The organism is Gemmatimonadota bacterium (assembly GCA_016209965.1).
Classification (GTDB): domain Bacteria; phylum Gemmatimonadota; class Gemmatimonadetes; order Longimicrobiales; family RSA9; genus JACQVE01.
The window spans coordinates 1-17,023 of the sequence record JACQVE010000008.1; the positions used below are offsets into that span (position 1 = coordinate 1).

Genomic DNA, 17,023 nt, shown 5'->3' on the forward strand with positions numbered 1-17,023 from the left:
CAACGCGGGCGGGCTGTCCGAGGGACTGTTCGAGAGCGAGCTGTTCGGCCACGTCAAGGGCGCCTTCACGGACGCCAAGGCCGACCGCGTCGGCCGCTTCGAGCTGGCGGACGGCGGCACGCTGTTCCTGGACGAGGTGGGCGACATGAGCCTGGCCGCGCAGGCCAAGGTGCTGCGCGCGCTGCAGGAAGGCGTCATCACCCGCGTCGGCGGCGAGCGCTCGATCCGCGTGGACGTGCGCGTCATTGCCGCGACCAACAAAGATCTCGAGCGCGAGATCGAGGCTGGCCGCTTCCGCGGCGACCTCTTCTTCCGCCTGAACGTCGTGCCCGTGCACGTGCCGCCGCTGCGCGAACGGCGCGAGGACATCCCCATGCTGGTCCGCTACTTCGTCGAGAGCGCGATCCAGGAGCAGCGGCTGCCGCCCCGGCGAGTGACAGCCGAGGCCGTGCAGCAACTGGCCCGCATGGATTGGGCGGGCAACGTTCGCGAGCTACGCAACACCGTCGAGCGACTGCTGATCCTGGCCCGCGGGCCAGAGATCGCCGCCGCCGAGGTCGAGCGGCTGGTCGTGGGCGCCGCAGCGCCCGGTGCGGCAGCGGCCGATCTGCTGGCCGCACCGACCTTCGCCGCCTTCAAGGAGCGGGCAGAACGCGCCTACCTGCTGGTCAAGCTGCGGGAGCACGACTGGAACGTGAGCGAGACGGCGCGGGTCGTACGCATGCCGCGCTCGAACCTGTACAAGAAGATCGAGAAATACCGGCTGATGCGGGAAGAGCTCTAACCTAACTACCCAGGCTCTGGTCAGAGCAACGAGTCGTCGCAGTAACGGCCGTGTACGTGCACGAGTACCAGTAGGTGCATCCGCACGTTGAGCCGCCGCCCCAATCTGGGCGGCCGGCTACTTCGGGAGCGGAGGAAGAGCGATCGTATCGGTCAATTCGACCTTTGACCGTCCCGACAAAGGGCAAGGAGGGAGAGGTATGGCGGAGAAGTTCCGTAACCTGATTGGCGGGGAGTGGGTCGAGCCGGCGGCGGGCGACTACTTCGAGAACCGCAACCCGGCGGACACCTCGGACCTCATCGGCCTCTGGCCGCGCTCGGGGCGGGCGGACCTCGAGCGCGCGGTGGCATCGGCGCAGCGTGGATTCGAGCTCTGGCGGCGCCTGCCTGCGCCGCGCCGCGGCGACGTGCTGCGGGCGGCGGGCGACCTGCTGGCGCGGCGCAAGGACGAGCTCGCCCGGGCCATGACCCGGGAGATGGGCAAAGTGCTGGAGGAGACGCGCGGCGATGTGCAGGAGGCGATCGACACGGCATACTACGCGGCTACAGAAGGGCGCCGGCTGTTCGGCCACACGGTGCCCAGCGAGCTGCCGGAGAAGTGGGCCATGAGCTACCGCCGGCCCATTGGCGTTTGTGGCGTCATCACCCCCTTCAACTTCCCCCTGGCCGTGCCGAGCTGGAAGATCTTCCCCGCACTGCTGTGCGGGAACTCGCTGATCTGGAAGCCGGCAGAGGATGTGCCCCATACGGCCAAGCTCTTTGCCGAGATCCTGCTCGAGGCGGGACTCCCGCCCGAAGTCTTCCAACTGGTGCATGGAGTGGGTGAGGAGGTGGGCGCCGCGCTGGTCGAGCACGCGGGAGTGCCCGTCATCTCGTTCACCGGGTCCACTTCCGTGGGCGCCGCGATCGGCGCGGTCTGCGGCCGCATGCACAAGCGGCTGTCCCTCGAGATGGGTGGCAAGAACGCGCAGATCGTCCTGCCCGATGCCGATCAGGAGCTGGCGCTGGACGGCGTGCTCTGGGGCGCATTCGGCACGACCGGCCAGCGCTGCACGGCTACCAGCCGCCTGCTGCTGCACGAGCAGATTCACGACCCCTTCCTGGATCGGCTGCTGCGGCGGGCGAGTGAGCTGCGCCTGGGGAACGGCCTCGAGCAGGGCACGCAGGTCGGGCCGCTCATCAACCAACAGGCAATGGACAAGGTGAGCTCTTACCTGGACGTGGCGCGGCAGGAGGGAGACGAGGTGGTGTTGGGCGGCCACCGTGCGACAGATGGGCCGCTCGCCCGCGGCTACTTCTTCCAGCCCACAGTGCTCCGCGGCGTGAGGCCGGGCAGCCGCCTGGCCTGCGAGGAGGTCTTCGGCCCCGTGCTGAGCGTCATGCGGTTCCGCGACCTGGAGGAAGCGATCCTCATCAACAACGAGGTCGAGTACGGCCTCTCCAGCTCGATCTACACCCGCGACGTGCGCGCCACGTTCCGGGCCATGGCCGAGCTGGACACGGGCATCACCTACGTGAACGCACCCACCATCGGAGCGGAGGCGCACCTGCCCTTCGGCGGCGTGAAGAAGACGGGGAACGGGCACCGCGAGGGCGGCTGGCAGGTTTACGACTTCTTCACCGAGACCAAGGTAGTCTACGTGGACTACTCGGGGCGGCTGCAGCGGGCGCAGATTGACACGTACCGCGCGAGCCCGTATTAACGGGTGGGTGCGGGTCCAGGGGGCTGGCGCCGGGGGGCGCGAGCCGCTACGATCTCCAACCCCTGCCGTCACGCGCAAAACCGCGGTAACCCGCTATGGTTGTACCTTCTCCCGAGCTGGAACGGGCCTTGATCCGACGGGTAGCGGATCGGGTTACGGCCGCGGGCCGGAGCATCGACCCGGCCAGACTGGAACGCGTTGTGCGCCAGGTGCTGGACAGGCTGCCGGCCAGGGGCGTCCATGCCCAGGCGGGTAGCGGGCGCGACGCACAAGGGACGCGCGCCGCGGAGGCGCGGCGCCGGCCAGGCAGTCGCGCCCTGCTCGTCTTTGTGCTCGAGGCCGCCACGGGCGCTGCCGCCCTGGCGGCGTTGCGCGAGGAGATCGGCGCCGCGGCCCGTCGCGCAGGCGCGCAGTTGCTTGCGGCCCATACGGAGCCGTTTCCGGAGACGCCGGCTTCCGGGACAGCCGATGATTTGACAGGTGACGATGGCGAGTAGCATCTTACGGTTGGCAAGACGACGTCGCACCCGGTCCGCCTCGGAACCGGTGCAGGAACCAGCGAAAAAGACGGGAGCGGAAGGACGCAGCGCGATGTCCGCGGGGCGCTGGGCGTGGGAGTGGCTCAAGTCCCTGGTCATCGCCTTCGGCTTGTTCCTCATCATCCGCACATTCCTCGTGGAGGCGTTCCGCATTCCGACCGGAAGTATGGAGGAGACCCTCCTAGTAGGCGATTTCCTGCTGGTCAACAAGGCCGTTTACGGCGCACAGGTCCCTGGCACAGAGGCCCGCCTTCCGGCTTTCGACCAGCCGCGTCGCGGCGACATCGTCGTCTTTGTTCCGCCGCATGACCCCGGGAAGAACTACGTGAAGCGCCTGATCGGGCTGCCGGGCGACACGCTCGAGATGGTGGACAAGGTGCTGCACGTGAACGGCGAGCCGAAAAACGAGACAGCGTACGTCCGATATATCGACCAGCACGGCGACATCTTCGTGGCCAGCATGCTCTGGCAGTGCGAGTACCTGCTCGAGCTGCCGGAGAACGGCGAATGCCGGCCGACCCGCGATAACTGGGGGCCGCTGATCGTGCCGACAGGGCATTACTTCGTGCTGGGCGACAACCGCGACGACTCGGAAGACTCGCGCTACTGGGGCTTCGTCGACCAGGCGGCCGTGAAGGGCCAGCCGCTGTTCATCTATTACTCGTTCGATCCTAAGACACTCAGGCCTTTCCCCTGGGTCACCCAGATCCGCTGGGGCCGCATCGGCGGCACCGTGCATTAGGCCCGTACTGCGCCCCCCAGGGGCGCGCCTGGCGGATCTAAAAGTTCCGTGATACCCGCGCCGCGAGAATCATGGAACATAAATCGGACTATTCTTCCGCTGAGCGATCGAATCGGCGCTTTGGGCGCCGCCTCGCGACTTATTTCTACGGCTTTCTGACGGGTCCACCACCTTGTCGCAGCTTCGGAGCGCCGTATGAGCTTCACCACCATGTCCCGCCGCGGGACGTACGACGAGAGCTCGCTCGACCAGTATCTCAAAGAGATCAGCGCCTACCCGCTGCTCACCCGGGAACAGGAGGTGGAGCTGGCCGCGCAGATCAAGCAAGGGGAGCAGGACGCGCTGCACAAGCTGGTGCGATCCAACCTCCGCTTCGTGGTGTCCGTGGCCAAGAAGTACCAGAATCAGGGGGTCGCACTGGGCGACCTCATCAATGAGGGCAACCTCGGCCTGATCCGCGCCGCCCACAAATTCGATGAGACCAAAGGCATCAAATTCATCTCTTACGCCGTATGGTGGATCCGCCAGGCCATCCTGCAGGCGCTGGCCGAACAAAGCCGGATTGTGCGCGTCCCGCTGAACCGCGCCGGAGCGCTGCACCGGATAGGCCGGCGCTCCTCCACTCTGCTCCAGGAGCTGGGCCGGGAGCCGACCATCGAAGAGATCGCGGACGAGCTCGAGCTGTCGCACGACGAGGTGCAGCGCACCCTCGCCATCGCGCAGGCCCACCTCTCGCTCGACGCGCCCCTCACCCCCGGCGAGGACAACCGCCTGCTGGACTACCTGGCGGACCAGCTCGCACCGGCACCCGACGACGAGACCTACGACCGCGCCCTCTCCAGCAGCATCGAGGAGGCGCTCGCCACGCTGAAGGAGCGCGAAGCACGCATCCTCCGCCTCTACTTCGGCCTCGAGGGCAAGGAGCCGATGACGCTGGAAGAGATCGGCTCCCGCCTCGGCATCACCAGGGAGCGCGTCCGCCAGATCAAGGAGAAGGCGCTGGTCCGCCTGCGTCACGCCTCCCGCGCCCGCTTCCTCGAGACCTTCCTGGGCTGAACCGGCTCAGGCCGAATCCGCTGAGCAGCGGCAGGACGGCTGAAGGCAGATTCGCCTCTGCCGCCTGGGGTTGACAGCCATTGGGCCGGCCGGTATCCTTCAAAGCTGTACTGTTTCGGCTCGACGCGACCGGGGTAGACATGAAGACGTATACGCCGAAGCCCTCCGACATCCAGCGTCACTGGTGGCTGGTGGACGCCGAGGGGCAGGTGCTCGGGCGATTAGCCAGCCGGGTCGCCCAGGTGCTGCGCGGCAAACACAAGCCCCTGTACACGCCGCACCTGGACACGGGGGACTTCGTGGTGGTGGTGAATGCGGAGAAGGTTCGGCTGACCGGGAGCAAGGAAGAGAAGAAGACGTATTTCCGGCACACGGGTTACATGGGCGGCGAGAAGTTCATCCCGTTCCGGCGTATGCGCGAGCAGCATCCGGAGCGGGTGATCGAGCTGGCGGTGAAGGGGATGCTGCCGAAGAACAACCTGGGGCGACTGATGCGCAAGAAGCTGCGGGTCTACGCAGGTCCGACGCATCCGCATGAAGCGCAGCGTCCCGAGCGGCTGGAGAGTTGAGGATGGCGGCGAGTCAGGAGCAGTTTCACGGAGTCGGTCGTCGCAAGACGAGCGTGGCGCGCCTGTACCTGCGGCCCGGGGGCGGGGCATGGCAGCTCAACGGCCGGCCGCTGGGGGAGTATTTTCCCCGCCTGTCGCATCAGCAGCACATTCAGGAGCCGTTGGCCATAGCGCAGCAGCAGGGGCGGTTCGACGTCAAGGTGACGGTCGAGGGGGGCGGGATCAGTGGGCAGGCGGGGGCGATCCGGCTGGCGCTGGCGCGTGCGCTGGTGAAGTACGACCCGGAGCTTCGGGGCGCGTTGCGGACATGCGGCCTGTTGACGCGCGACCCGCGGGAGGTCGAGCGGAAGAAGCCGGGGCGGCCGAAGGCGCGGAAGCGCTTCCAATTCTCGAAGCGCTGAGCGCCGTCGGCGCTCAGTGTCTGGATCGGAGCCGCGGGTGCGGCTCGACTCCTCGACGCGGTAGCCGGTGGTAACGGCTGCCGCGTCCACACACCGCTGGACGTCTTGCTGGGGTCCCCGCGAGGGCGGCAGGGTGGGGGAAGGCGGTGGCGGCAGAACCCCAGTTAGCGTGAGGTGGCATGGTTGATATCGAGCTCAGGCAGTTACTCGAGGCGGGCGTCCATTTCGGCCACCAGAGCAGCCGTTGGAACCCGAAGATGCGGAGGTACATCTTCGCGAAGCGCAACGGCATTCACATCATCGATCTGAAGAAGACGCTGGATCTGCTGCGCCAGGCGCAGCAGGTCGCGCGGGACGTGACGCTGCGGGGGGAGCGGGTGCTCTTCGTGTGCACCAAGCGGCAGCTCCGTCTGATCATCGAGCAGGAGTCGGTTCGCTGCGGTGCGCTCTACGTGACGGAGCGCTGGCTGGGCGGCATGCTGACGAACTTCCAGACGATCCGCAAGCAAATCCGGCGGCTCAAGGAGCTGGAGCGCGGGATCGAGGAGGGCGCATACGAGTTCTACACCAAGAAGGAGCAACTCCTGCTCGGGCGCGAGCGGGAAAAGCTGGAGAAGTATCTGGCAGGCGTCAAGGACATGGCGCGCTTGCCCGGCGCGGTATTCGTAGTGGATGCGAAGAAGGAGCAGATCGCGGTGCGGGAGGCGAACAAGCTGGGGATCCCGGTGGTCGGCATTGCGGACACGAATGCGGATCCGGACATGATCGACTACCCGATCCCGGGCAACGATGATGCGATCCGCTCCGTCTCCTTGATCACGCAGGGGATTGCGGATGCGATCGAGCAGGCGCGCAAGGAGCTGCCGCCCGATGCGCGCCGGCGCGCGGAGGAAGTCGAGGCGGTGACCTACTCGACGGAAATGGGCATGGCACGCGAGGTGACGGAAGAGCAGCGTCGCCCGCGGCGGCGCCCGCGGCGCAAGCGCCGGCCGCGGCCGGAGGTGATTGCGACGCTGCGCACTGGGGCGGAGGAAGAGCAGGGGGCGGAGGAAGAGCAGGGGGAGGAGGCATAGCTGACCCGCGCCCGGAGTGCCCAGCGCTCCCGAGCGCTGCAGCGCTGCGACCCCTGCAGCCCTGCGGCGCTTTTTGTTGCCAGTGAGGAATGGTGCCACCAGCAGGACGGGAAAGGAAGTATGGCGATCAGTGCAGCGCAGGTGAAGGAGCTTCGCGACCGAACGGGCGCGGGCATGCTGGACTGCAAGAAGGCGCTCGAGGAATCCGCAGGCGACTTCGAGGTGGCGGTGGATATCCTGCGGGCCAGGGGCGCGGCCCGAGCGGTGAAGCGCAGCGGGCGCGCGGCGCGGGAAGGCGTCGTCGCCAGCTACATCCACCTGGGTGGCAAGCTGGGCGTACTGCTCGAGGTCAACTGCGAGACCGACTTCGTGGCGCGGACCCCAGAATTCCAGAAGCTGGTGCGTGACCTGGCCATGCAGGTCGCGGCGGCGGACCCGCTCGCCGTGACCGCGGAGGGGATCCCGCAGGAAGTGGTCGAGCGGGAGCGGCGAGTGTTCCGCGAACAGGTGAGGAACGAGGGGAAGCCGCAGCCGTTGTGGGACCGCATTGTGGAGGGCAAGCTGAAGAAGTTTTACCAGGACCACGCGCTGCTCGAGCAGACCTTCATCCGGGATGCGGAGAAAACCGTGGGCCAGCTGGTGGCCGAAACCTCTGCGCGCACGGGCGAGAACATCGTAGTGCGTCGCTTCGCCCGCTTCGCGTTGGGAGAGTGAGCATGAGCGCGGCGCGGCGGGGCGGGAGCGCGGGAGTGGACCGGGCGCGTACGGCCGGTGCTTCGGCGGCGCTCGAAGCTGTGGCGGCGCAGGCGCCCGGGGCGCTCAAGTACCGGCGGGTGCTGCTCAAATTGAGCGGTGAGGCGCTGGCAGGCGAGGAGGGGTTCGGCATTTCGCCGCCGGTCGTTGCCCGGCTTACGGCCGAGATCCGCCAGGTGCACTCGATGGGTGTGGTGCTGGGCCTGGTGATCGGCGGCGGCAACATCGTGCGGGGCACGCAGGCCAGCCAGCAGGGAATGGACCGGGTGAACGCCGACTACATGGGGATGCTGGCCACGGTGATCAACGCGCTGGCACTGCAGGACCTGCTCGAGCGCGAGAGCGTAGAGACGCGCGTCATGACCGCCATCCGCATGGAGGAGCTGGCCGAACCGTACATCCGCCGGCGCGCGCTCCGGCACCTGGAGAAGGGGCGGGTCGTGATCTTCGCGGGCGGAACGGGGAACCCCTACTTCTCCACGGACACGGCCGCCGTGCTGCGCGCCATCGAGATGGAAGCGGATGTGCTCATCAAGGCGACGAAGGTCGAGGGTGTGTACAGCGCAGATCCGGCCAAGTATCCGGACGCGGAGTTCATTCCGCGGCTTTCCTTTATGGAAGTCATGACCCGTGAGCTTGGGGTCATGGACACGGCGGCGGTTTCGCTGTGCAAGGACAATGACCTGCCCATCGTCGTCCTGAATATCGGGCGCACTGGCGCCGTGGCCCGGGCCGTTGCCGGCGAGCCTGTGGGCACGCTGGTCTGCTGAAGGCTCCGCCCCTATCTTAGTGGTCGAATTCGCAAGTACGGTCGCATTCGGCCGCCGATCCATCCCCGCTGGCTGCGTTGCGCTCCCTGCGGCTTAGCACCCTGGCTACGCCTCAGTCGCTCGCCTGGCCAGCGGTGCGGCTCGGCGCCCTCGCTGTGTGGCCGTACTCACGAACTCGACCACTCGAGCAAAAAAGGCGGGACGACTCGGCTCAGCACGCGGGAGGGCGCATGCCATCGATCGGGGAAGCGCGCGAGCAAATGGAAAAAGCGGTGGAGGCGATGCGCCGCGAGTTCGCCTCGGTGCGCACGGGAAAGGCGACGCCGGCACTGCTGGACACGGTGCGGGTCGAGGCCTATGGCACGAAGATGCCGCTGAACCAGGTTGCAACCGTGAGCGCGCCGGAGCCGCGCCTGCTGCGCGTGCAGCCGTGGGATAAGAGCCTCCTGCCGGTGATCGAGAAGGCCATCCAGGCGGCGGACCTGGGGCTGAACCCTTCGAACGACGGCAACCTGATCCACGTCCCGATCCCGCTCCTCAACGAGGAGCGGCGGCGCGAGCTGGTGAGGATGCTGCACAAGCTGGCGGAGGAAGGGCGGGTAGCGGTGCGGCACGCGCGCCAGGAGGCGAACAAGGACATCAAGGCGCGGCAGCAGGGGCACGAGCTGAGCGAGGACGATGCGCACCGCCAGATGGATGAGGTGCAGAAGCTCACGGACGAGTACATCGGCCGGATCGACGAGGTGTTGAAGGCCAAGGAAGAGGAGGTGATGGAGGTCTGAGCGTTTCTGCGCGGCGATTCGGCCGAGTGACGGTGGGCTGATGGCTCGCGGCGAACTGGCCCAGCGGGTGGGCGTGGCTGCCCTCGGCATCCCCGCCACGCTCGCCGCACTCTACGCGGGCGGCTGGGTGCTGGGCCTTGTGCTGGCCATCCTCGCGGCGGGCGCCGCCTTCGAGTTCTACGGACTGGCCGCCCGCCGCGGCGTCCAGGCCTTCGCTCTGCCGGGCACGGCCGTAGCCGCAGCATTCGTGCTGCTGGCGGCGGCCCGGCCGGCCGAAAGCGAGGCGGCGCCACTCTTCTGGATACTGCTCCTGCTACTGCTGCTGGTGCTGGCAGTGGCGGCGATCTGGAGGCGCGGCGTGGCCGGCCAGCCGTTGCTGGCGGCGGCCGTGACGCTGACCGGCGCACTGCTGGGCGGCGGCACGCTCGCCTACGCGCTGTTCCTGCGGCACTTGCCGGCAGAAGCCGGCTGGGCGGGCGGTGCCGAGTGGGCGAGGCGGGCGGGCACCTCACTGGTGGCGTTTCCCATTGCCGTGACCTGGATCAACGATTCCGCCGCCTACTTCGTTGGCCGGGCGTGGGGGCGGCGCCGGCTCATTCCGGAGGTGAGCCCGGGGAAGACCGTCGAGGGCGCGCTGGCGGGGATGGCGGCGGCTATACTCACCGGCGCCGCTCTGGGCGCGTTCCTGTTGCGAGACTGGCTGGGACTGCCTCTGGACGCGCTGGCCGGAGCCGTGGGCGGCGCGCTCATCGGGCTGGCCGCGCAACTGGGGGATCTGGCCGAGTCCTTGCTCAAGCGCGAGGCTGGCGTCAAGGACTCGGGACGGGTCTTCCCCGGGCACGGCGGCGTTCTGGATCGCTTCGACGCCCTCTTTTTTGCCTTTCCCGTGGCCTACTGGTACCTGGGCCTGGTGCTGGCCGCGGGGTGGAGCTAGGTCCTGTGGCTGTTGGCGTCGCGCTCCTCGGTTCCACCGGTTCGATCGGCCGCAGCGCGCTGGCCGTGCTCGAGCGTCACCCCGAACGATTCCGGCTGGTCGCGCTGGCCGCGCACCGGCGGGGCGAAGAGCTGGCCGCGCAGGCGGCGTGCTACGGTCCGGAGCTGGCCGTGCTAGTGGATGCCGAGGCCCCGCTGCCCGCTCCGCCGCCGCCCGGCGTGGCATGGCGCACAGGCACCGGCGCGCTGCTGGAGGCGGCCACGCACCCCGATGTGGACGTGGTGCTGAATGGTATTGTGGGGGCGGTGGGCCTCGAGGCTACGATCGCCGCGCTCGAGGCGGGGAAACGGCTGGCGCTGGCGAACAAGGAGTCGCTGGTGGCGGGCGGGCCGCTGGTGCTCGAGGCTCTGGAGCGAGGCGGGGGGTCGCTGGTCCCGGTAGACAGCGAGCACAGTGCGATCCTGCAGTGCCTGCGCGGGGCGGCGCCCCGGGAGGCGCGACGCCTGATCCTGACCGCGTCAGGTGGGCCGTTCCGTATGTTCGAGCCCCAAGCCCTGACCGAGGTGACGCCAGCGGAAGCGCTGCGCCACCCTACCTGGGCCATGGGCGCCAAGATCACGGTAGATTCCGCAACGCTGGTGAACAAAGCCCTGGAAGTGATCGAGGCCCACTTCCTCTTCGGGGTGGAGTATGACCGGATCGAGGTCGTGGTGCACCCGCAATCCATCATCCACTCGATGGTCGAGTTTAAGGACGGCTCTGTGCTGGCACAGCTCGGCGCCCCGAACATGGAGCTGCCGATCCTGTACGCCCTGACCCATCCCGAACGGATCGTCGACCAGCGAGCGGAATTCGATCCCGTGGCCGCCGGCCCGCTCACCTTCGAGCGGCTGGAGCCGGATCGCTTTCCCGCGTTCCGCCTGGGGCTCGAGGCGGCGCGCGCGGGCGGCACTGCGCCGGCGGTGTATAACGCGGCCAACGAGGTCGCGGTCGCGGGCTTCCTGGCCGAGAAATTGCCCTTCCCCTGCATCGCGGAGGTGATCGAGGGCGTACTCGAGGCCCATTCGCCCCTGCCTGTCTCTTCGCTGGAAGCCGTGCTGGAAGCGGACCGCAGCGCGCGGGCCGTAGCGCAGGAGATGGTGGACCGCCAATGCTGATGACGATCCTGGCGACGGTAATCGTCCTGGGCGTTCTCATCTTTGTCCACGAGCTGGGCCATTTCGTGACGGCTAAGCTGGTGGACATTGCCGTGCCGCGCTTCTCGATCGGCCTGGGGCCGAGGCTGTGGGGCTTCCGCCTGGGCGAGACGGAGTACGTCATCTCCTGGCTGCCGCTGGGCGGCTACGTGAAGATGGCGGGCATGGAGGAGATGGAGCGGATCGAGGGTGCCGCGGCTGAGCGAGACGGCGCGGCGGTGGCGGTCGTCTCCGATGTGGGGCTGGTGAGCGAGATACCCGAGCCGCCTGACCCGCGCGAGTTCGAGGCCAAGCCGCTGCCGGTGCGAGCGCTGGTGATTTCGGCGGGCGTGCTCATGAACACCTTCTTCGCCTTTGCCGTGTTTGCCGCCAGCGCGCTCGTCTGGGGCGTGGCGGAGGTGCCGGAAGCGCGTATTGGCCGGGTCATGGCCGATCGCCTGCCGGCGGGCGCCGAGGCCCTGGCGAGCGTCCCCGCCGGTGCCCGGGTCACGGCCGTGGACGAGGAGCCGGTCGAAGACTGGCGGGACCTCGAGGACGCGATACTTGCCGCACCGGCAGGCGCGGTCACCGTGCACTTCGACGGTGCGCCGCCCGCAAGGCTGCGGCTGGCGGCTGGTGAGGCACCCCGCTCCCAGCTCCTGCTGGCGCTGCAGCCCGCGCGCAAGCTGGAGCCCGTGATCGGTGCGGTCATGGAAGACGGGCCGGCGGACCGGGCGGGCATCGAGGCCGGCGACCGCGTGCTAGCCGTGGGTGACCGTCCGATTCACGAGTTCCAGGAGTTGGTGGTGGCCGTCGAGTCGAGCGGCGGCCAGCCGCTGGCGCTGCGCGTCCAGCGCGACGGCCAGCAGGTGTCGCTGCGGGTCGTGCCCGAGGTGCAGCAGATCCGCGGGAGCGGCGGCGCCGAGCAGCCGATCGGTCGGATCGGCGTCGCCTCCGCCGTGCCCCGCCGACAACTGGGGCCGTTCCAGGCGCTGGGCTACGCGGCCGGCGAGACCTGGGGGTGGGTCGACCGGATCGTCGGCTTCCTGGGCGACCTGGTGACGGGCGAGGTCTCGCCCCGCAACCTGGGCGGGCCCATCCTGATCGGACAGCTCAGCGGCCGGGTGGCGCGCGCCGGACTCGAGCAACTGCTCAACTTCATGGCCATCCTGTCGCTTAACCTCGCCGTCCTCAACCTGCTCCCTATCCCCGTGCTGGATGGCGGGCACCTGCTCTTCCTCGCCGTCGAAGGCGTGCGCGGCCGTGCACTCTCTCTCGAGCAGCGCATGCGCCTCACGCAGGCCGGCCTGGTCATCGTGCTGGCTCTCATGGTCTGGGCGCTGGCCAGCGACGTGCTGCGGCTCTTCGGGCTATAAGAGCGAGAGCTGCTCGGGGCGCGCGCGGCGGCGCATTGCTTCCACGTCCAGCGGCTCGAGCGGCCGATCCTGCATCGCGACCAGCAGCGGGCCGCGGTAGCCGCCGGCCGCCAGCGCTCGCCCCACGACATCGCGGGCCAGCCCCGGATCATTGCAATGCTCGCTCAGGTGAGCGAGCACCACGCCTGCCAGGGCGTAGTGGTGCAGCTCGCGCGCAAACTGCGCGGACTCGCGATTGGACAGGTGCCCGTGGCTCGAGCTGATGCGCTGTTTCACCGGCCACGGGTACGGCCCGTTCCACAGCATGGCGTCGTCGTGGTTGGCTTCGAGCACCAGCAGGTGGCAGCCGGCGAGGGCGTGGCGCACGGCCAGCGTGGGGCGGCCCAGATCGGTGGCGATCCCCAGCTTGTGACCGGGGCCCACGTGGTGCAGCGTCACGGCGACCGGGTCGGCGGCGTCGTGGGCGGTCAGAAACGGCTGGATCTCGAGGGGGCCGATGCGAAAGGGGTGCGCCACGGTGTAGCTCCGAAGCTCCTCCTTCCCGTTCAACAGACTGTTGCACGCCCGCTGCGTTGCGGACGTGAGGTACAGCGGCGTGCCGAAGCGGCGGGCGAGCACGCCCATGCCACGGGTATGGTCGCCGTGGTCGTGGGTGATCAGGATGCCGGCGAGGCGGCGGGGCTCGACACCAACCGAATGAAGCCGCTGCTCGAGGTCGCGCCCGCTGAGGCCGGCGTCCACGAGCACGCACACGCCCTCCGCCTCGACCAGCGTCGCGTTCCCCGTGCTGCCGCTGCCCAGCACGGTAACCCTCATTCCCAGCCCCTACCGCGCCGCCACGCGCCGCGCAGCAGCCCGCGCTGCGCGGCCGTCATTTCTAGCTTCCGCCGCCGCATCACGGTTTCCGCCGTGGCCAGGAATTTTTCCAGCTCGTACTCCCGCAACTCCTCACCGCCGCCCCAACTGAACGGCGGCACATACTTCGGGGGCATGGCCGGGCCGAACAGGTTCGATCCCGCGCCCACCACCGTCCCCGTGTTGAGCATCGTGCCAATGGCCGTCTTCACGTGGTCGCCCAGCAGGCATCCCAGCTTGATGCGCCCGCTGTCCACCTCGCCCGCCGGCGTCCAGATGCGGATCGTGCCGTAATTGTTCTTGAGATCGCTGTTCGTGGTGAGTGCGCCCAGGTTGACCCAGCGGCCGAGGTAGGCGTGGCCGAGGAAGCCGTCGTGAGCCTTGTTCGAGTAGCCGAGGATTACGCTCTCCTCGACCTCGCCCCGCACGCGGCAGACGGGGCCCAGGCTCAGTGCGGCGCAGGAGCCGCCGAGCACCATCGTCTGCCGGCCCACGTACGCGGGGCCGGCAAGGCGGGTGAAGCTGCGAATGGCAGCGCCGTCATCGAGCCAGACCGGTCCCTCGCGCGTATCGAGGACGACGCCCGGTTCGACGTGAGTCTTCTGCCCGAGCACGACTCGCCCGGAACCCAGTCGGTAGCACCCCTGGGGCAGGTCGGTGGCGCCTGCGGGCGCTAGCGCGGCAACATCACGGCCGATCTGCTCGGCGTTCTCGGTGACCAGCTCCCAGACCCTGGCCAGCAGCCTTCCTTCCAGCTCGACTACGGGCAGCTCGCGGGGCGCGGTGCGGTCCGGGGCGAGGAAGAAGTCCGGCGGGGGGTGGGGTTCCCCGGCCGCCGCGTACCAGCCGCAGATCTGGCCGCCCATGGCCAGCAGTCGGCTGCTCCCCCGTGGGATCGTGCTGTCCCAGGCGGCCACGGCGCGGGAGCTGAGGAAAAGCAGCTCGCCCTGGTGTGGCAGGTTGGCGGCATCCAGGACAGGCGGTGCGCCGGGCTCGTCAAACGGGCGGAGGTGCGGCTCGGTGATGTAGCCCAGGCAGGGGAAGGAGAAGACGCGTTCGGCCCGTTCGCGCAGGGTGAGGACGCCGAAGAGCAGCTCGCCGGCCGGGCGCGTGAGGGTGAAGGGCTGCCAGTCGCGGCTGATCTGGTCGTCGAACAGGACCAGGGCGGGCTCGGCCATTCACGCCTCCGGGCTGCGCAGCCGCTCGGGGAGCCGGGCGAGCAGCTCCTTCAGCTCGGCGCTGCGCTCGCGGGGCGCGACCAGGGTCACGCCGTGCGCGCGCACGACCACCAGGTCGCTAGCGCCGAACACGACGATGGAGCCGTCCTCTGCCCAGGCGATGCAGCGCTCCGCGTCCAGCAGATGGACGTCCCCGACCGGGACGTTGCCGGCGGCGTCCGCGGCACGGACGCGGCCAACGGCGTCCCACGTCCCGACGTCGTCCCAGCGGAACGTCGCCCGCAGGACGCCAACGCGGTCGCTGCGCTCGAGCACGGCCTGGTCCACGGAAATCGTCGGCGCCCGCTCGAAGAAGCCGGCCACGTCCTCGCGCGCGAGCAGGGGTAAGAGGCTCGCGATCTCCGGCGTGTGGCGCTCGAGCTCCTGGAGGAAGGTAGCCGCACGCCAGACGAATATGCCGCTGTTCCAGAGATGATTGCCCCCGCGCAGGTACGCCTCGGCGGCGGCGCGGTCGGGCTTCTCCACGAACTCGGCCACCTCGTAGGCACCGCCGCCGGCGGCCAGCCGCGGGCCGAGGCGGATGTAGCCGTATCCCGTTTCCGGATAGGCAGGCTCGACGCCAATCGTGAACAGCAGGTGCTGCTGCGCGGCCAGACGCGCGACGGCGGCCAGCAACTCGCGGAAAGCCGCAGCCGGCGTGATCACGTGGTCCGCGTGCAGGGAAGCCATGACAGCGTCCGGCTCCCTGCGGACGATGGTGAAGGCCGCCCAAGCCAGCACCGGCGCGGTGCCCCGAGGCTGCGGCTCGAGGAGCAGATTCTCGGGCCCGAGCTCCGGCACGGCGGAAAGGATCGGGTCGGCCAGCGCGGCGCCGGTCAGGACGCGCAGCCGGGGGAGCGGCACCAGCGGCGCAATTCGCTCGAGTGTCTCGGCAAGGAGTGGCTGCACCCCGCCCAGGGGCAGAAGCTGCTTGGGCCGCCGCGGCGTCGAGACCGGCCAGAACCGGGAGCCGACGCCGCCCGCCAGGACAACCGCCCACAGCGGCGGCTCACCGCTCAAAGAGCTCGTCGATTCGGGCAAGGAGCTTCTTGGGGCTGAACGGCTTGGTGAGGAAGTCGGTGGCGCCCAGCTCGGCCGCACGCTCGCGGTCCGCCTCCTGACCCTTGGCGGTCAACATGATCACCGGCGTGGCATGGCGGTGCGGCAGCCGGCGCAGCGCCTCGAGCACATCCAGCCCGCCCACATGAGGCATCATGATGTCCAGCAGAATCACGTCGATCGGCTGATCCGAGCGCAGCCGCTCGAGCGCGGAGCGGCCGTCCAGCACCAGCTCGACACTGTAGCGGCCGTGCTCCAGCTTGAGCTGGATGATCCGGCCGATATACGGCTCGTCATCCACCACGAGAACGTGGCGTCGAAGCTCCGGCATGGTGATGGGCATAGCGGCGTGTGGGAGAAGCCCCTGCCTCACACAATGAACGGCGCGTGCGTGCCAGCGTGCCTGCCCGCCCGCCTCGCTCCGGACCGGCCGCCCTGCACCGGAGCCGCCGCCGCTGACAGGTTAGACCCGCGCCGGGCGACGTGTCAAGCGGAACGGAGCCGCAGGCGGGGCGGCCAGCCGCCGCCTTCGAAGCGAGGCGCGCGTGACGCGCGCGCGGGGTTGACAGCCCGGCAGGCCCGCACTACTCTGCCCTGCTCGAAAGTCGTTGCTGGATCACCTGTTGAGCGGCGCCGTGCGCGTTCGGATCGTTCTCATTCTAGCCGCCGCGGCGCTGGCCGCGGGGTGCGGTGACGATCTGGGTCCCCTGGATTGGGAGACCCGCCCCGACACCGTCCTGCTCTTCTCGCTGGCCCGTCCCGAGTTCCTCGGGCTGCCTTCCGCCTACGACTTCCACAACCTGCGGCGCGTCGCTGTCGAGTCGCCGGCCGCGACGGGGACGTGGGACGTCGCGCTGAGTGAGGCGTCCGGCGGCTTCGTACTGCTGCCGGCGGGCGTCTTTGCGGGCGCAGACGCCAGCGCGGCGATTGCCGTGGACTCCGTGCAACCCTTCGATCAGGTGAGGCGGGCGCCGGGCGACACGGCGTCCTTCCGCCGGACGCAAGGCGTGCCCGTGCATGGCCAGCGGGTGTACATCGTGCGCACGCGTGCGCTGGGCGCACTGGCGTGCGTCCGCTATGCGAAGGGGCAGGTGGTGGATGCAGACAGTGCGGGAGGCAGTGTGCGCTTCATGTTTGTGGCCAATCCGAACTGCAACGATCGGGCGCTCGTTCCGCCGTCCAAGGACTGACGAGGCTCTGCCTCAGAGCGAGGAGTCGTCGTAGTCCAATGTCGGT

General features: G+C 69.0%; 19 protein-coding genes. 15 read left to right on the forward strand and 4 right to left on the reverse strand.

The features are described from left to right. From HY703_00220 to rseP, 14 genes are all read left to right on the forward strand, one after another. On the forward strand, positions 1–784 hold a 784-nt coding region (locus tag HY703_00220), incomplete at its 5' end, for a sigma-54-dependent Fis family transcriptional regulator (GenBank protein ID MBI4543603.1). Positions 785–983: 199 nt separating this feature from the next. Beyond that, positions 984–2,486 (forward strand): aldehyde dehydrogenase family protein, encoded by a 1,503-nt coding sequence (locus HY703_00225; GenBank protein ID MBI4543604.1) that lies wholly within the window; start codon positions 984–986, stop codon positions 2,484–2,486. A gap of 128 nt (positions 2,487–2,614) precedes the next feature. Next, a complete protein-coding gene (locus HY703_00230) occupies positions 2,615–2,983 on the forward strand; it encodes a hypothetical protein (GenBank protein MBI4543605.1) in 369 nt (122 codons plus the stop codon). A 94-nt stretch (positions 2,984–3,077) separates the two neighbouring features. Further along, entirely contained in the window at positions 3,078–3,767 is a 690-nt protein-coding gene (gene lepB / locus HY703_00235; protein ID MBI4543606.1) for a signal peptidase I, read from the forward strand. Between the two features lie 195 nt (positions 3,768–3,962). Then, positions 3,963–4,823, forward strand: coding sequence for a sigma-70 family RNA polymerase sigma factor (locus HY703_00240; protein MBI4543607.1), 861 nt, complete (start codon positions 3,963–3,965; stop codon positions 4,821–4,823). A 140-nt stretch (positions 4,824–4,963) separates the two neighbouring features. Next, complete coding sequence (gene rplM, locus HY703_00245; protein MBI4543608.1) at positions 4,964–5,392, forward strand: 50S ribosomal protein L13; 429 nt, start codon at positions 4,964–4,966, stop codon at positions 5,390–5,392. A gap of 2 nt (positions 5,393–5,394) precedes the next feature. Beyond that, positions 5,395–5,793, forward strand: a complete 399-nt coding sequence (gene rpsI, locus HY703_00250) for a 30S ribosomal protein S9 (protein MBI4543609.1) — start codon at positions 5,395–5,397, stop codon at positions 5,791–5,793. Positions 5,794–5,972: 179 nt separating this feature from the next. Next, on the forward strand, positions 5,973–6,866 hold the full coding sequence (gene rpsB, locus HY703_00255) for a 30S ribosomal protein S2 (protein MBI4543610.1): 894 nt from the start codon (positions 5,973–5,975) through the stop codon (positions 6,864–6,866). Positions 6,867–6,986: 120 nt separating this feature from the next. Continuing rightward, the gene (gene tsf / locus HY703_00260; GenBank protein MBI4543611.1) at positions 6,987–7,580 is read left to right on the forward strand and encodes a translation elongation factor Ts; all 594 of its coding nucleotides are present in this window, start codon (positions 6,987–6,989) and stop codon (positions 7,578–7,580) included. Positions 7,581–7,582: 2 nt separating this feature from the next. Beyond that, a complete protein-coding gene (locus HY703_00265) occupies positions 7,583–8,389 on the forward strand; it encodes a UMP kinase (protein ID MBI4543612.1) in 807 nt (268 codons plus the stop codon). A gap of 230 nt (positions 8,390–8,619) precedes the next feature. After that, complete coding sequence (gene frr, locus HY703_00270) at positions 8,620–9,171, forward strand: ribosome recycling factor (protein MBI4543613.1); 552 nt, start codon at positions 8,620–8,622, stop codon at positions 9,169–9,171. A 40-nt stretch (positions 9,172–9,211) separates the two neighbouring features. Continuing rightward, the gene (locus HY703_00275) at positions 9,212–10,105 is read left to right on the forward strand and encodes a phosphatidate cytidylyltransferase (protein ID MBI4543614.1); all 894 of its coding nucleotides are present in this window, start codon (positions 9,212–9,214) and stop codon (positions 10,103–10,105) included. 5 nt (positions 10,106–10,110) lie between these two features. Then, a complete protein-coding gene (locus HY703_00280) occupies positions 10,111–11,262 on the forward strand; it encodes a 1-deoxy-D-xylulose-5-phosphate reductoisomerase (protein MBI4543615.1) in 1,152 nt (383 codons plus the stop codon). Further along, positions 11,256–12,656 carry an RIP metalloprotease RseP gene (gene rseP / locus HY703_00285; GenBank protein MBI4543616.1) on the forward strand — a complete coding sequence of 467 codons (1,401 nt, stop codon included), beginning with the start codon at positions 11,256–11,258 and terminating at the stop codon, positions 12,654–12,656. Before HY703_00280 ends, rseP begins: the two co-directional genes overlap by 7 nt. On the opposite strand, the gene HY703_00290 is transcribed toward rseP, so the two are convergent. Genes HY703_00290 through HY703_00305 form a run of 4 tightly spaced genes read right to left on the reverse strand, consistent with a single transcriptional unit; the run spans position 12,651 to position 16,118 of the window. Next, a complete protein-coding gene (locus HY703_00290; protein MBI4543617.1) occupies positions 12,651–13,472 on the reverse strand; it encodes an MBL fold metallo-hydrolase in 822 nt (273 codons plus the stop codon). The genes rseP and HY703_00290 overlap by 6 nt on opposite strands. Beyond that, on the reverse strand, positions 13,469–14,689 hold the full coding sequence (locus tag HY703_00295) for a hypothetical protein (protein MBI4543618.1): 1,221 nt from the start codon (positions 14,687–14,689) through the stop codon (positions 13,469–13,471). Before HY703_00295 ends, HY703_00290 begins: the two co-directional genes overlap by 4 nt. After that, positions 14,690–15,748, reverse strand: a complete 1,059-nt coding sequence (locus HY703_00300; GenBank protein MBI4543619.1) for a mannose-1-phosphate guanylyltransferase — start codon at positions 15,746–15,748, stop codon at positions 14,690–14,692. Continuing rightward, positions 15,738–16,118, reverse strand: a complete 381-nt coding sequence (locus tag HY703_00305) for a response regulator (GenBank protein MBI4543620.1) — start codon at positions 16,116–16,118, stop codon at positions 15,738–15,740. The genes HY703_00300 and HY703_00305 overlap by 11 nt, the downstream gene beginning before the upstream one ends. Positions 16,119–16,422: 304 nt before the next feature. Between HY703_00305 and HY703_00310 the strand changes: the two genes are divergently transcribed. Beyond that, positions 16,423–16,977 (forward strand): hypothetical protein, encoded by a 555-nt coding sequence (locus tag HY703_00310; protein ID MBI4543621.1) that lies wholly within the window; start codon positions 16,423–16,425, stop codon positions 16,975–16,977. The last annotated feature ends 46 nt before the right edge of the window (positions 16,978–17,023 follow it).

What these genes read in the sequence shown, in the direction of transcription:
- HY703_00290 (MBI4543617.1), bottom strand. Translation starts at nt 13,472, where the DNA reads ATGAGGGTTACCGTGCTGGGCAGCGGCAGCACGGGGAACGCGACGCTG.
- HY703_00225 (MBI4543604.1), top strand. Translation starts at nt 984, where the DNA reads ATGGCGGAGAAGTTCCGTAACCTGATTGGCGGGGAGTGGGTCGAGCCG.
- rseP (MBI4543616.1), top strand. Translation starts at nt 11,256, where the DNA reads ATGCTGATGACGATCCTGGCGACGGTAATCGTCCTGGGCGTTCTCATC.
- rplM (MBI4543608.1), top strand. Translation starts at nt 4,964, where the DNA reads ATGAAGACGTATACGCCGAAGCCCTCCGACATCCAGCGTCACTGGTGG.
- tsf (MBI4543611.1), top strand. Translation starts at nt 6,987, where the DNA reads ATGGCGATCAGTGCAGCGCAGGTGAAGGAGCTTCGCGACCGAACGGGC.
- lepB (MBI4543606.1), top strand. Translation starts at nt 3,078, where the DNA reads ATGTCCGCGGGGCGCTGGGCGTGGGAGTGGCTCAAGTCCCTGGTCATC.
- HY703_00240 (MBI4543607.1), top strand. Translation starts at nt 3,963, where the DNA reads ATGAGCTTCACCACCATGTCCCGCCGCGGGACGTACGACGAGAGCTCG.
- frr (MBI4543613.1), top strand. Translation starts at nt 8,620, where the DNA reads ATGCCATCGATCGGGGAAGCGCGCGAGCAAATGGAAAAAGCGGTGGAG.
- HY703_00265 (MBI4543612.1), top strand. Translation starts at nt 7,583, where the DNA reads ATGAGCGCGGCGCGGCGGGGCGGGAGCGCGGGAGTGGACCGGGCGCGT.
- HY703_00305 (MBI4543620.1), bottom strand. Translation starts at nt 16,118, where the DNA reads ATGCCGGAGCTTCGACGCCACGTTCTCGTGGTGGATGACGAGCCGTAT.
- HY703_00295 (MBI4543618.1), bottom strand. Translation starts at nt 14,689, where the DNA reads ATGGCCGAGCCCGCCCTGGTCCTGTTCGACGACCAGATCAGCCGCGAC.
- rpsB (MBI4543610.1), top strand. Translation starts at nt 5,973, where the DNA reads ATGGTTGATATCGAGCTCAGGCAGTTACTCGAGGCGGGCGTCCATTTC.
- HY703_00275 (MBI4543614.1), top strand. Translation starts at nt 9,212, where the DNA reads ATGGCTCGCGGCGAACTGGCCCAGCGGGTGGGCGTGGCTGCCCTCGGC.
- rpsI (MBI4543609.1), top strand. Translation starts at nt 5,395, where the DNA reads ATGGCGGCGAGTCAGGAGCAGTTTCACGGAGTCGGTCGTCGCAAGACG.